We start from the raw sequence: 12,925 nt of genomic DNA on the forward strand, positions 1-12,925 counted from the left end.
CAAAAGTGTTCGGCCTCAGCGGACGACCGTGACGGGAGCGTGCGCCCGGCGCATCACCGACTCGGCGACGGAGCCGAGCAGGACGCGAGAGACGCCCGAGCGGCCGTGGCTCCCCATCACGATGTGGTCACAGTCGTTGTCCTCGGCGAACGCCACGATTTCGCGGCTGGGGTGACCGACGACGACCGCGGCGGTGGCGTCGTGGCCGGCGGCCCGCGCCTCGGAGGCGGCCGCCTCGACGCGCTCGGCCGCCGTCGTCTCCAGTTCGTCGAGCATCTCGGTTCCTGCTCCGGCGGTGCCGGCGGGCGACTCGTAGGCTCCGGTAATCGGCTCGGAGACGATGGCGTCGGCGGGGTCGACGACGGACAGCAGCGTCAGCTCCGCGTCCGGAAACCGCTCTCTGGCGTACTCGAGCGCATCGCGCGCTTGCTCGGAGCCGTCGAGCGGGACGAGTAGATGTTCCTGCACGAGAAATTTCTATCCGACGGAGCGAAAAAAGCGCCGGGACTCAGTACTCCGGCAGTCGGGCCGACCGCTCGGACCCCTCGACGAACGGGAGCGGTTCGTGGCTCGCCGCCACCTGCTCGCCGTCGACGCGGACGGTGAGGGTATCGAGGTCGTGGTTGAACCCGACGAACGCGAGCGCGACCGGCGAGTCACGCAGCGGCGGATGGCCGGCGCGGGTCACCTCGCCCGCGTGGCTGTCGCCGGCGAACACGGCCGCCCCGGCTTCGGGCACCGATTCGAGCGCGAGGCCGACCAGCCGGCGGGAGGGTCGCCCGCGGTTCTCGATTTTCGAGACGACCTCCTGGCCGACGTAACACCCCTTCGAGAAGTCGAGCGCGTTCCGGAGTCCGAGCACGTTCGGCACCGTTCCGTCGAGTTCCGTCTCAAACATCGGAGTGCCGGCTTCGAGCGTCAGCGACTCCCACGTCCGGTAGCCGAACGGGACGGCGTTGTTGCCGCGGGTGATGAGCGTTTCGAACGCCTCGTGGGCGTCGTCGGCTGCACACACCACCTCGTACCCCTCTTCGCCGGGGAGATTGTCGGTGCGGATGACGGTGACGCCGGCCTCGCCCATCGAGCCGCGGACGAAGGTGAGCTCCTCGTCGGGGGAGCCGACGCCGCCGTGGAGGACGCTCGCCACCTTCTCGGTGGCCGTCGGCCCGTGGACGCCGAAGACGGCGAGGTCCTCGGTGGCGTTCTCGATGGCGACGTCCTGGATGAAGATGTTCTCGCGCCACGACTCGGCGAGCGGCGCGGCCTCGCCGGGCGGGGTGAAACAGAGCAGGCGCTCGCCGGCGTTGTAGACGTAGAGGTCGGTCTCGATTTTCCCCTGCGGGTCGAGCAGGAGGGCGTAGACGCCGCGGCCGTTCTCGGTCGGGACGGCGTTGGTGACGGCGTTGTCGACGAACTCGACGCGGTCGTCGCCGGAAATCTGGAGAATGCCGTAGCGCGTCTCGATGACGCCGACGCCCTTGCGGACGGCGTGGTGGGTGCGGTCGGGTCGGCCGTAGGAGTCGACGACCCGGCGGCCGTCGTACTCGCGGAAGGTGGCCCCGTGGCGCTCGTGAACCTCGGGAAGGACGGTCATTACCTACCGAAGCGTACCGACGGTGAAAAACGGCTCGTCGTCGGAATCAAAACGGGAGCTTCTCGCGGAGCGCGTCGACCAGCGAGGGGTCGTCCGTTTCCGCCTCGTCGGGAATCACGCGGTCGTGGGGGTAGATGCGTGTCTCGCTGTCGGCGTTCGTGACGCGGATGAGGTCGTCGGCTTTCAGCGCGGCGAGCGCGTCCTCGATGTCGTCGATGGGAGCGTCGACGCTGGCGCGCACCTCGAAGATGGTGAGTCCCTCCTCGCGTGCGTCGACCAGCGCGTCGAGCACCGCGAGTTCGGTCTCGTCGCGGTCGCGGTAGGTCGACTTCGCCTGCATACTCGCGGCTACGTGACGGGGCGACATAACCGTTCGTAGGGCGCGCGTCAGACGCTTGCCGGGGGCGTCGGTAGCCTTATGCCCGCGACGACGGGAAGATGACCAATGGGAGTTACGTGTTCGCTGCTCGGGCACGCCTTCGAGGAGGCGGACACCGAGCGTGAACGGACCGAGCAGGGAAGCGAGGCGATTACCGTCGTCCGTGAAATCGAGGAGTGTCGCCGCTGTGGCGAGCGCCGCGTCACCTCCGAGAGCAAGGAGGTCACCTCAATCGTCGACCCGTCCGACGTGACCGTCGACGACGCGACCGATCCGGAGCCGAAGTCACCAGCCGCCGACACCGACCCGGAGTCGGAACCGCCAGCCGCCGACGTGGAGCCGGGACCGGGTGGCGACGAACCGCCGCTTGATTCCGACCCGGCGACGGACCCGGGGTTCGCGTCGGGCGAGGACGATGAACCGCCCGCAGACCCGAGCGAGGAGGACGCGGAGATTCTCGACGGCGAGCCGACGGAGACGCCGGAGTCGTCGATGCGGGACCCCGGCCAGTGGCCCGAGGAGACGGACCAGTTCGATCCCGACGCGCTGACGGACGGCGAGGCGACCGGGGAGTCGGCGTCCGCGGCGTCGACCGAGGGGTCGCCACAGTCGGAATCGAGCGGGGAGTCAGATGCTGACACGGACACGGAGCCGGAGCCGGCGGCGACGGGTATCCTCGACGGCGAGTACGTCTGTCCGGAGTGTGGATTCTCCGAGCAGATGGACGCCTCGTCGCTGCGGGACGGCGACGCGTGTCCGGCGTGTCACCAGGGGTATCTCGACGCCCGATAGCTCCGAAATCCGTAAACCATCGGGTGTCGAATCGGGCGTATGGAGGAGTATAAGATGCGGCGCGGGGAGTATCTCGAGGAGCGAATCCCCGACCTCGAATCGACCGTCGAGGAGTATTTCGGCGAGATATCGGACACCGAGGAGTACAACGGCTCTGACCTGTTCGTCATCGAAGAGCCGGAGAACCCGGTGTTCGAGCGCATCGTCGTCGGTGCGGTGACGTACGGGAGCAAGAAGGACACCCTCGCGGTCAACTTCGAGGAGCGCGAGCTTGAGGACCTGATGGAGACGGGCGACGTGGACGCCGCCGGCGACGCCAACGCCGCGAAAAACGAGTTCCTGCTCGAAGCGACGGGTCGCGACGCCAAGGCGCGGCGCGACTCGATGAAACGCGACGTCGAAGACGACGCACCCGACGACTTCTGAGTTCGCGGGGACGCTGTGTTTTTCCCTCCCGATACCCCACGTCCGGTATGGGCTACGCGTGTCCCGTCTGTGACGACCCGCAGGTCGACGCTCGCCACCTCGCGAACCACCTCGCCTTCACCGCCATTCTCGGCGACGACGACCACGAGGCGTGGCTCGACGACCACGTTCCGGAGTGGGCCGAGGAAGGCGAAGCGGAGCTCGCCGAGCGCGTCCGCGAGTTCGCCGACGAAGACGAGTACCCGCAGGTGTTCGAGGACACCACCGGCGAGCGACCAGACCGCGACGGCGGTCGCTCGGGCGAACTGTTCGAGAGCGAGGGGCACGGTCACGACCACGGCCAGGCTGGACACGCACACGACCAGGAGCTGCCGCCACAGGCGGACATGGAGATGGACGAGGACACGCAGGCGGTCATCGAGGAGGCACGCGAACTGACGAAGGAGATGCTAGCCGAGGACGAAGCCGAGGACGAGGACGACGAAGCCGAGAATTAGCGTCCGACCGCGGCCCGGATGCGGTCGCGTCGCCACCACAGTTCTGTCGTCCCCCACGCGAACAGCGTCAGCGCCAGCGCGAGCACGACGAGCAGTTCGGGGTACAGAATCCACGACGGCGAGACGTACAACAGCCCGTTGACGAGTAGCTGCGGGACGGCGGTCCGGAGGGTGTAGCCCGGATTCGCGAACAGTCCCGCGCTGGGGTCGATGCCGGGGTCGCCGGTGTCGACGGCCGGTCCGCCACCGGATTCGCTCGGCGTACCGAGCCGTTCGGCCTCGTACGGGAGCCGGACGGTCGCGGACCAGAGCACGGTACCGTCGGGCGCGACCTCGATGACGCGGTCGCCGTGGCTGTCGGTGACGAGCGTCGAGCCGTCGGGGAGTCGGTCGGCGTCGCGCGGCCACTGGAGGCGCGCGTCTGTCCACGCCCACGTCTGGACCCACTCGCCGCCCTGTCGCTGGTACTCGACGACGCGACGGTTCTCGGAGTCAGCGACGGGGACGCTCGGGCCGCCGTTCGCGGCGGGAATGTAGTCGGGGTTGTGCTGTTCGTACAGGATGGTGTGCGCGTCGTCGGAGCCGAGCGTCTGCTCGGCGACCAGCCCCTCGCCGGGCCGGACGAAGACGACGGAGTCCTGGTTCCGGAGGCTGGCTTGGAATCGGCCGTCGGGCGTCACCTCGACGTCGTTGACGTGGGTCCAGTCGCCGGGCGAGCCGCCGGACGAGCGGTCGTAGTCCTCGGCGGCGTTCCAGCGCCACACCTCCTCGCCGGTCGCGAGGTCGACGGTGTAGAGGGCGTCCTCGTAGATGTCGGCGACGGCGATGTGGCTCTCGTTGACCCGGTCGATGTCGTGGTACCGGTTCGACGGGATGCGCGGGGTGACCTTCGACCACAGGCGGGCGGTCTCGTCGGTGCGGAGGTTCACGCGCTCGTAGACGTTCCGCGAGCAGGTGTCGGTGGAGACGCCGGCACAGGCGTCGCCGGCAAGCTTCTCGGCACCGACGTACTCGACGACGTACGGCTCGTCGGGGACGGGGTCCACGTCGAAGTAGGTCTGGAGGGTGTCGTTGCGGTAGGCGACGCTCCCCTCGTCGGTGAGCGCGACGAGTTCACCCTCGGCGTCGGACTCGGGGACGCCCTGGGTGGCGACGACGGTGACGTTGGCAGCCGATTCGAGAGCAGCGGGGTCGTAGCCGCCGGCGTCGGTGGGTCGGAAGCCGTCGGTCGTCCCGGGGTCGTGCGGGCCGGTGAGATAGCCGGCGAGCAGACCGACGAGACAGACGACGACGACCGCGAGGAGGGCGCGGCGGAGAGTCGAACGGGCGGGCATCGACTCGCAGGTGTCCGGCGAGGTAGGATACTGTTTCGGTATATCTACCACCGACCGGCCCGTACGGCGGGTATGCACGAAGACGGGTGGCTCGCCCCGACGACGGCGACGGAGGCGCGGGAAGCGTACAGCGACCTCGCGCCGACGGCACAGACGGTCGTCCGGGAGACGGCCAAGGCGATGTCGTTCGACCGCGAGGAGTACGGCGACCGCGTCACGAGCGACGTGGTCGAGACGGCGCTTGACGCGCTGTTCGCCTCGCTGCTCGAAGTCACGGTCGGCACGCGCAGCGAGTTCGAGTCCGTCCGCGAGGACTCGGCGTTCGCCGTCGAGCTGGAAGGCAGCGACGAGGTTGACAACGTCGCGTGGCACGTCGCTCCCGCGGCAGACACCATCGTGGCGGCGACGTTCCACGCCGAGGAGGAAGCCGCCGTCGGCACGCTCCGCCGACAGGCGTACGGGAAGGTGTACAGAGACATCGTGAAAGACGGCGACGGAAGCGAGGAGCGCGAGGAGGGGGCCGCGTCGTGAGACGCATCACGCGCAACGTCACGCTCGGACTGCTCGTCGTGGTCGTCCTGCTGCTCGCGCTCGGGGCGGTCCCGTCGCTGCTCCAGAGCGGCGACCCCTACTACGCCGAGGCGACGGCCGCCGAGCCGCCGGCCGAGGTGACACCCATCGACGGCGCGAACCTCTCGGAGCGACGGTTCCCGTACACGTACGGCGCGGTGAGTGCAGCAGACGGCGACACGGCGCGCTCGACCGCCTACTACCGGGGTCCGTTCGGCATCAAGGAGACGTTCACCCACTCGGTGTTCGACGAGCGCGACGTGTTCAGACAGCGGTACGCGTCGAGCATGTCGGGGGACGCCGTCTTCGTCACCTTCGAGAACGTCACGTACCGCGTGACGGTGGTGCAGCCGTGAGCGACCACTCTGAGCACGACTGGCCGGTCGTCGAGTCGGTCGCCGAGTACGAGACCGGCTGGTACACCGGCGGCTACGACGAGGTGCGGCAACCCGACGCCACGACGAAGAAGTACTACTGGGCGGACCTCCCGCCGGCGGTCGTCGTCGTCGCACAGGACGGCGACGAGCTGGTGATGATAGAGCAGTTCCGGCCCGCCATCCGCGAGCGCTGTCTCGAACTCGTCGCCGGCATCGTGGAGGACGGGGAGACGTACGCCGAGGCCGGCGCGCGCGAACTGGAGGAAGAGACCGGCTTCGTTCCCGATTCGGTCACGCACGTCGAGGAGTTCTGGTGTTCGACGGGCGTGCTCCGCCACCGCCGGGGGATCGTCTACGCGGAGGGACTCACCGCCGGAAACCGCAAGCTCGACGGCAACGAGTTCATCGACGTGACACGCGTTCCGGTGGAGGAGGCGCTGGCCCGCGCCCGCGAGGAGCCGGCGAACGACGCCACCATCGAGGGGATTCTGCTCGCGCAGGCGGACGGGCTACTGTAACGAGCGCACCATCACGAACGCGTCCTCGCCGTCGTCGTAGTACCGGGGGAGCCGGCGGTGAATCTCGAAGCCGAACCGCTCGTACAGCCGCTTTGCGGTGTCGTTGGTCTCCCGCACTTCGAGTTTGACGCGGCCGACGCCCTGTCGCCGGCAGATGCTGAGGGCGGCACCGAGGAGGTTCGCGCCGAGCCCCTGGCCGCGGGCGTCGGGACGGACCGCGAGGTCCTTGACGTGGCCGAGCGGGGTACCGCCGTTCGGGACGGTGTCGGCGACGATGAAGCCGTCGACGGACTGGTCGCCCGCGACGAGGAACCCCGGCTGGCCGAGAAACTGCTCGAAGGCGGCGTAGGGCCACGGTTGGGGAAACGACGTGGTCTCGATGCGGTACACCGCGAGCAGGTCCGCCCGCGTCGCCTGCCGAATCGTCGGCTCGTCGGTCGACTCGCTCCCGGCTATCGTCACACCCACGCTACGGCGGTCAGCGAGTAAAGCCTTCGTCGCCAGCCAGTACCTTCTTATACACCTACCGTATACAATCGGATGCACCCAGTTTTGGGTGCATCCCCACCTCGCCCCCGTCGGGAGGGCTCTCCCCCACCCTCCTCCCTCCGGGGACGCTTTTCACTCCCCACAGCGGTCGCTGGTGAGCGCGAGCGACGCGAGTGCGAGACGCCGATTAGTTCGGCGTCCAGCCGCAGACCGTACACTCCGGGGCCGCCATCTCGTGGAGTCCGCCACACTCCGGACAGCGCTTTTTGTTATAGTCCTCCTCCCACGCCGGCGTCTCGGTTTCCGTCTCGTGGCCCCTGTCTGCGAGGAAGTCGTCGAAGATGTCGTTCGCGGTCGCCATACAAGCAGATAATTAGCCGCGGTGGAAATAAATGTGTGGTACGCTTTAGCACGGAACGGGGAGCAGCCGGGCCAGCGAAGCCACGCCCCTTATGCCCGATGGTCGTGTTCATGTCTCTATGACCGACGATACGCACCTGACGCGGCTGTTCGGTGGTCCCGGCAGCGGGAAGACCACCGCACTCCTCGACCGCGTCGACGAGATGCTCGAGGAGGGCGTCGACGTACGGGATATCCTCGTCGTCTCCTACACGCGGGCGGCCGCCGCCGAGATTCGCGAACGGCTGGCGGAGCGACTCGACCGCTCGCCGAAGTCGCTGAAGGGGAACGTCTCCACGATGCACGCGAAGGCGTACGAACTGCTCGACTTGTCTCGGGGCGACGTGGTCGGCGAAGACGAGAAAGAGGAGTTCTGCTCGGAGTACGGCATCGAGTTCGAAGGCGAGTACGACTCCAACCGGCGGCGCTCGTCGCGCTCGACCACCATCGGCAACAAGATTCTCGCCACCTCCGAGTGGCTCCAGCGGACCCGCCGCGACGTGGCCGACTGGTACGACGTTCCCTTCCAGTGGGACGTGGATGAGGTCCGACTCCCGCCGGAGGAGGACCCCAACTCACAGACCGGCAACAAGTACACCCCGACGTGGTCGTCGGACGACGACCGCATCGACGTGCCGGAGGTCATCCGCGCGTGGCGCGCGTACAAGGGTGAACACGGCGTCGTCGGCTTCGCCGACATGCTCGAACGCGTCACCCAGCGCTCGCTCGTCCCGAACGTCGACCACCTCGTCATCGACGAGTTCCAGGACATCACGACGCTTCAACACGACGCCTACGAGGAGTGGCGACCCCACATGGAGTCGGTGCTCATCGCGGGCGACGACGACCAGGTCGTCTACGCGTGGCAGGGAGCCGACCCCGCGCTCCTGCTTGAGGCCGACCCCGACGACGACGTCATCCTGCCCAACTCCTACCGGCTCCCGTCGAACGTGCTCAACGTCGTCAACCGCGAGATTCGCCACATCGACGAGCGCCAAGAGAAGGACCTGAACCCGCGCAAGGAGGGCGGCACCGTCGAGGGGATTCGCTCGCCGTCGATGTTCGACCTCACCCGGAACGTCCGCGACACCATCGAGGCGACCGAAGACGAGACCGTGATGGTGTTGTTCCGCGCCCGCTATCAGCTGTTCCAGTTCATGGAGGAGTTCACCTCGATGGGGATTCCGTACACCTCGCTGACGGACATCCGGATGTGGACCGACCGGCTCGAAGGGTACGTCCGCGCCGTCGAGAAGAAGACCGAGGAGGAACACATGACCGGCCTGGAGGCGCGGCGGCTCGCCGAGATGCTCGCCGACTCCGCGTTCGGCACGAAGGAGCGCGACGACCTCTTCGACGCGCTCGACGACCTGAAAGACCAGAACAACGCCCGGCTGGAGGATTTCGAGGTAAGTCCCGACTTCATCGAGGAGTACGCTCCGTTCACGCCCGGCGTCGCCGGTGCCTCCGACATGCTCACGCGCACCTCGAACTTCCAGGAGCGCTCCGTCGACGCCTACTTCGACGGCCCGTATCAGGGGATGGACGCCGACCGCGTCCGCGTCGGCACCATCCACTCCGCGAAGGGTCGCGAGGCCGACCACGTCTTCGTCTGTACCGACCTCACCGAGAAGGTGGTCGAGCAGATGGCGGCCACCGTCGACCGCGACCGACTCCCCGAGGACGTGGAGTTCCAGAAGGGAACCGACCCGGTCCCGGTGTTGACGGACAACGAGCGACGGGTCTTCTACGTCGGGATGTCGCGTGCCCGCGAACGGCTCGTCCTGATGGAGAATCTCATCGACGGCGCGCCGACGCTCCCGCTCGACGTGCTCATCGACAACGAGCCGAGCGAACTCCCGCTCGTGGAGTTCATCGAGCAGGCACAGGAGCCGCTCGAAGTCGCCGAGCCGGCCGACTGACCGCGGCAACCGCAGTCGTTTCGCCGCTGGCGACCCTACGTCGGACATGAGCGAACAAGCGACCGTACAGGTGTGGCTGGTCGAGCGGACCTACTCGGACGACGAACAGAACCTCATCATCCTCACGTACGCGACGCCCGACGGCGAGCGGTACTTCCGGAAGGAACGCGCGCTCACGACACCCGGCGACCGGCGGGCCACGACGGCCGCCGTTGAGGCCGAGCCGCAGAATCTCGGCGAGGTGACCGACCCCGACGAGCGCGAGCAGTACGCGGCCGAAGCACGGCGGATGGCCGCGGAACACGACCCCGGCGACGAGATCTAATCCTCGTCGGGTTCCTCGACGACCGCCCCGACCGTCTTCTCCGCGACGAGACCCGGAATGTCCGTCGGCGTCGTGAGATACTCCTCGATGAGCACCATCAGCGCCGCGATTGCGAGCACGATACCCCCGACCAGATGCTCGCCCGCGAGCAGTTGCTCGATGCCGAAGATGACGAGCGGGACCGCGAGCGCGACGGTCGCTGCTAGCCCGACGGTACTCATGATTGACCGCGCCATATCCTTCGTGGGTCGCGCGCGACCGAAAGCGCTCCGGCTTCTCCCAGTTTCGAGAATACTAACACATTTGCGTCGCGTCGCCGTAATGAGACCGTGTTCACCGGAATCATCGAGACGACGGGTGAGGTGCTCGCCCGCGAGCAGACCGCCGACGGGCTGCGGCTCCGACTGGCTGCACACTTCGCCGACGAGCTCACGCACGGCCAGTCGGTCGCCGTCTCCGGCGCGTGTCTCACCGTCGAGGAGCAGACCGACGACTCGTTTTCGGTCTTTCTGGCCGAGGAGACCGTCGAGGTGACGTATCTCGGCGACCTCGCCGTCGGCGACACCGTGAACCTCGAACGCGCGCTCCCCGCGGACGGCCGCTTCGACGGCCACATCGTGCAGGGGCACGTCGACGGCGTCGGCGAGGTGACGGGCATCGAGCAGGTCGAGGAAGATTGGTACTTCGAGTTCTCGCTGCCCGAGTCGATGGGCCAGTACGTCGTCTCGAAGGGGTCGATTACCATCGACGGCATCTCCCTGACCGTCGCCGACATCGACGCGGACGGCTTCGCGGTCGCCATCATCCCGGCGACCTACGAGATTACGACCCTCTCGGAGAAGTCGGTCGGCGACCCCGTCCACCTCGAGGTCGACGTCATCGCCAAGTACGTCGAATCCATCACCGAACAGTACGCCTGAGACGCGGTGACACGAGGCGCGCTTTTACAATGTTTATAAGTTCGCCCGCCCTCCCTCCTGTATGGATATTCTTCCGGACACGAGCGCGGTCATCGACGGCCGCGTGTCCGAACACGACGACGTGACCCACGTCTACGTGCCGAACGCTGTCGTCGCGGAGCTGGAGTCGCAGGCGAATCAGGGGCGCGACTCGGGGTGGGCCGGTCTCGAAGAGCTACAACGATTAGCCGAGGCTGCCGACGCCGGCGACCTCTCCGTCGAGTACATCGGCCGACGCCCGACCCACGACGAGACCGAGGGCGCGGGCGAGGGTGACATCGACGCGCTGATTCGCGACCTCGCGCGCGACCACGACGCGACGCTGCTCACCAGCGACCGCGTGCAGGCGGAGGTGGGCGAGGCGATGGGCGTCACCGTCGAGTACGTCGAGCCGAAGGTGGACACGACCGACGAGACGACCGACGACGGGCTCGACATCGAGCGCTACTTCGACGACAAGACGATGTCCGTCCACCTGAAGACGGGCGTCGCGCCGATGGCGAAGCGCGGCGATATCGGCGATATCTCGTACGGGCCAATCGCCGGCGAGCCGCTGTCGGAGTCGGAGATGCTGACGTTCGCGAACGATATCGAGTCGACGGCCCGCGCCTCCTCGCGCGGCTTCGTCGAGCTCGAGGAGCCGGGGATGAAGATCATCCAGTACGCCGACTACCGCATCGCCGTCGCTCGGCCACCGTTCGCCGACGGCATCGAGATTACGGCCGTCCGGCCCATCGCGTCGCCCACGCTCGACGAGTACGACCTGCCGGACGGGCTTCGCGACCGGTTCACCGAACACCAGCGCGGCATTCTGCTGTCGGGTTCGCCGGGGGCAGGGAAGTCCACGTTCGCGCAGGCGGTCGCGGAGTTCCTCGCCGACTCGGATTTCGCCGTCAAGACGATGGAGAAGCCGCGTGACCTCCAGGTCGGCGACCACATCACCCAGTACACCGAGCTTCGCGGGTCGATGGAGCGGACCGCCGACTCGCTGCTCATGGTCCGGCCCGACTACACCATCTACGACGAGGTGCGCAAGACCTCTGACTTCAACACCTTCGCCGACATGCGACTCGCCGGCGTCGGGATGATCGGCGTCGTCCACGCGACCCGGGCCATCGACGCGCTCCAGCGACTCGTCGGCCGTGTCGAACTCGGCATGATTCCGCAGGTCGTCGACACCGTCGTCTACATCGAGGCCGGCGAAATCGACACCGTCTACGAGGTCGAGACGAAAGTGAAGGTTCCCCACGGGCTGATGGAGGAGGACCTCACCCGCCCGGTCGTCGTCATCTCCGACTACGAGACGGGCGAGCCGGCATACGAGATTTACACGTTCAATCAGCAGGTCGTCACCGTTCCGCTCGAAGACGGCGACGAACAGGAGTCGGGCGTCAGTCGAATTGCGAAAAACGAAATCGAGCGCGAAATCAAGTCCATCGCCCACGGGCAGGTGGAAGTCGAGATTACGAGCGACAACGCCGCCACCGTCTACGTTTCCGAAAACGACATCTCCTCGGTTATCGGGAAGGGCGGCGGCCGCATCACCGACATCGAGAATCGGCTTGGCATGGAGTTGGACGTGCGGACGCTCGATGAGTACGCGGGCGGCTTCGGCGGCGGGAACAGTAGCTCCGGCAGCACAGACAGCAAGAGCAAGCAGGGAGAAATCGTCACGCCCGAAGTCACCTCCCGACACATCATCCTCCCCGTGGAGGGCCACGCGGGCGAGACGGTTGAGGTGCAGGCCGGCGGGCAGTATCTGTTCACCGCGACCGTCTCGCGGGGCGGTGAGGTGCAGATTTCCCGCGGGAGCGGGCTGGCCGACGAACTGGAGACGGCAGTCGACAGCGGACAACAGGTCACGGTCACGCCACAGTAGCCGAACGACGGCGGCGCTATCGGGGCGTAGTTCGCGGAGAAGACAACTGCGACGAGCGGAACGGACCTCTCAGTCGTCGGCGGCGGCGACGGTCTCGGCGGATTGGTCGTCGGCGTCGGTGAGCTGGTAGAGATTCTGTCGGGCGTCGGCGAAGTAGACGTCTTCGCTGACCACGTCGATGGCTTCGAGCCGTTCGAGGGCGTAGCGAACGGTTCGGGCCGACAGCATCGACTCCTCGACGATGCCCTTCTGGGTCATCGGCCCGTCGTACTCCAGTACCTTGTAGACGAGCTTGGCGCTCGGTGGGAGATCAGCGACTGTCTCTCCGTCAGAATCGCTCATGCTACCTGCATAGAGAGGTCCAGACGGCATAAACATGAAGGTGAGTTATTGCTAACCGCCCCGCAGCAGCCCCCGAGCGACGGATAAAACGGACGAACACGCCAGCGTAGCCCGCGGTTGTGG

At 67.2% G+C, this 12,925-nt stretch carries 18 protein-coding genes; 10 read left to right on the forward strand and 8 right to left on the reverse strand.

Translation table 11 applies throughout. From position 1 onward, the window contains the following. Window positions 1–15: 15 nt before the first annotated feature. From DM818_RS04455 to DM818_RS04465, 3 genes are read right to left on the reverse strand one after another with little or no spacing between them, the layout of a single operon-like run. Window positions 16–468 (reverse strand): universal stress protein, encoded by a 453-nt coding sequence (locus DM818_RS04455; protein WP_075937920.1) that lies wholly within the window; start codon window positions 466–468, stop codon window positions 16–18. Window positions 469–508: 40 nt separating this feature from the next. Next, complete coding sequence (gene ygfZ, locus DM818_RS04460; protein WP_123123752.1) at window positions 509–1,594, reverse strand: CAF17-like 4Fe-4S cluster assembly/insertion protein YgfZ; 1,086 nt, start codon at window positions 1,592–1,594, stop codon at window positions 509–511. Window positions 1,595–1,640: 46 nt separating this feature from the next. Further along, window positions 1,641–1,934 (reverse strand): DUF6432 family protein, encoded by a 294-nt coding sequence (locus DM818_RS04465; RefSeq protein ID WP_075937918.1) that lies wholly within the window; start codon window positions 1,932–1,934, stop codon window positions 1,641–1,643. A gap of 105 nt (window positions 1,935–2,039) precedes the next feature. Between DM818_RS04465 and DM818_RS04470 the strand changes: the two genes are divergently transcribed. Genes DM818_RS04470 through DM818_RS04480 form a run of 3 tightly spaced genes read left to right on the forward strand, consistent with a single transcriptional unit; the run spans window position 2,040 to window position 3,688 of the window. Continuing rightward, window positions 2,040–2,765 (forward strand): DUF7093 family protein, encoded by a 726-nt coding sequence (locus DM818_RS04470; protein WP_075937917.1) that lies wholly within the window; start codon window positions 2,040–2,042, stop codon window positions 2,763–2,765. A 39-nt stretch (window positions 2,766–2,804) separates the two neighbouring features. Then, window positions 2,805–3,191, forward strand: a complete 387-nt coding sequence (locus DM818_RS04475; protein ID WP_075937916.1) for a DUF5611 family protein — start codon at window positions 2,805–2,807, stop codon at window positions 3,189–3,191. Between the two features lie 47 nt (window positions 3,192–3,238). Then, window positions 3,239–3,688: a DUF5810 domain-containing protein gene (locus tag DM818_RS04480; RefSeq protein ID WP_123123751.1), complete on the forward strand. Its 450-nt coding sequence runs from the start codon at window positions 3,239–3,241 to the stop codon at window positions 3,686–3,688. On the opposite strand, the gene DM818_RS04485 is transcribed toward DM818_RS04480, so the two are convergent. Further along, on the reverse strand, window positions 3,685–5,022 hold the full coding sequence (locus DM818_RS04485; RefSeq protein ID WP_075937914.1) for an aryl-sulfate sulfotransferase: 1,338 nt from the start codon (window positions 5,020–5,022) through the stop codon (window positions 3,685–3,687). The two genes, DM818_RS04480 and DM818_RS04485, sit on opposite strands and share 4 nt — an antisense overlap. Before the next feature lie 72 nt (window positions 5,023–5,094). Here DM818_RS04485 and DM818_RS04490 point away from each other — a divergent pair, with 72 nt between their 5' ends. Genes DM818_RS04490 through DM818_RS04500 form a run of 3 tightly spaced genes read left to right on the forward strand, consistent with a single transcriptional unit; the run spans window position 5,095 to window position 6,487 of the window. After that, window positions 5,095–5,553: a DUF5809 family protein gene (locus DM818_RS04490; RefSeq protein WP_075937913.1), complete on the forward strand. Its 459-nt coding sequence runs from the start codon at window positions 5,095–5,097 to the stop codon at window positions 5,551–5,553. Further along, window positions 5,550–5,948 carry a hypothetical protein gene (locus DM818_RS04495; protein ID WP_075937912.1) on the forward strand — a complete coding sequence of 133 codons (399 nt, stop codon included), beginning with the start codon at window positions 5,550–5,552 and terminating at the stop codon, window positions 5,946–5,948. Before DM818_RS04490 ends, DM818_RS04495 begins: the two co-directional genes overlap by 4 nt. Continuing rightward, on the forward strand, window positions 5,945–6,487 hold the full coding sequence (locus DM818_RS04500) for an NUDIX hydrolase (RefSeq protein WP_123123750.1): 543 nt from the start codon (window positions 5,945–5,947) through the stop codon (window positions 6,485–6,487). The genes DM818_RS04495 and DM818_RS04500 overlap by 4 nt, the downstream gene beginning before the upstream one ends. Here the strand turns inward: DM818_RS04500 and rimI are convergent. Continuing rightward, window positions 6,479–6,949 (reverse strand): ribosomal protein S18-alanine N-acetyltransferase, encoded by a 471-nt coding sequence (gene rimI, locus DM818_RS04505; protein ID WP_197738601.1) that lies wholly within the window; start codon window positions 6,947–6,949, stop codon window positions 6,479–6,481. The genes DM818_RS04500 and rimI overlap by 9 nt on opposite strands. A 214-nt stretch (window positions 6,950–7,163) precedes the next feature. Next, the gene (locus tag DM818_RS14895; RefSeq protein WP_172977285.1) at window positions 7,164–7,337 is read right to left on the reverse strand and encodes an HVO_0416 family zinc finger protein; all 174 of its coding nucleotides are present in this window, start codon (window positions 7,335–7,337) and stop codon (window positions 7,164–7,166) included. Between the two features lie 118 nt (window positions 7,338–7,455). Between DM818_RS14895 and DM818_RS04510 the strand changes: the two genes are divergently transcribed. Both DM818_RS04510 and DM818_RS04515 read left to right on the forward strand, forming a co-directional pair. Beyond that, window positions 7,456–9,297, forward strand: a complete 1,842-nt coding sequence (locus tag DM818_RS04510; RefSeq protein ID WP_123123749.1) for a UvrD-helicase domain-containing protein — start codon at window positions 7,456–7,458, stop codon at window positions 9,295–9,297. A gap of 46 nt (window positions 9,298–9,343) precedes the next feature. Continuing rightward, window positions 9,344–9,622, forward strand: a complete 279-nt coding sequence (locus DM818_RS04515; RefSeq protein WP_123123748.1) for a hypothetical protein — start codon at window positions 9,344–9,346, stop codon at window positions 9,620–9,622. On the opposite strand, the gene DM818_RS04520 is transcribed toward DM818_RS04515, so the two are convergent. Further along, entirely contained in the window at window positions 9,619–9,858 is a 240-nt protein-coding gene (locus tag DM818_RS04520; protein WP_075937908.1) for a DUF7533 family protein, read from the reverse strand. The two genes, DM818_RS04515 and DM818_RS04520, sit on opposite strands and share 4 nt — an antisense overlap. 93 nt (window positions 9,859–9,951) lie before the next feature. Between DM818_RS04520 and DM818_RS04525 the strand changes: the two genes are divergently transcribed. Both DM818_RS04525 and DM818_RS04530 read left to right on the forward strand, forming a co-directional pair. After that, the gene (locus tag DM818_RS04525) at window positions 9,952–10,542 is read left to right on the forward strand and encodes a riboflavin synthase (RefSeq protein WP_153952366.1); all 591 of its coding nucleotides are present in this window, start codon (window positions 9,952–9,954) and stop codon (window positions 10,540–10,542) included. A 61-nt stretch (window positions 10,543–10,603) separates the two neighbouring features. After that, complete coding sequence (locus DM818_RS04530) at window positions 10,604–12,460, forward strand: PINc/VapC family ATPase (protein ID WP_153952367.1); 1,857 nt, start codon at window positions 10,604–10,606, stop codon at window positions 12,458–12,460. 69 nt (window positions 12,461–12,529) lie between these two features. Here the strand turns inward: DM818_RS04530 and DM818_RS04535 are convergent, their stop codons facing one another. Next, entirely contained in the window at window positions 12,530–12,802 is a 273-nt protein-coding gene (locus DM818_RS04535; RefSeq protein ID WP_075937905.1) for a MarR family transcriptional regulator, read from the reverse strand. Window positions 12,803–12,925: the final 123 nt, after the last annotated feature.

It is taken from the genome of Halosegnis longus (genome assembly GCF_009663395.1).
GTDB classification, from domain to species: Archaea; Halobacteriota; Halobacteria; order Halobacteriales; family Haloarculaceae; genus Halosegnis; species Halosegnis longus.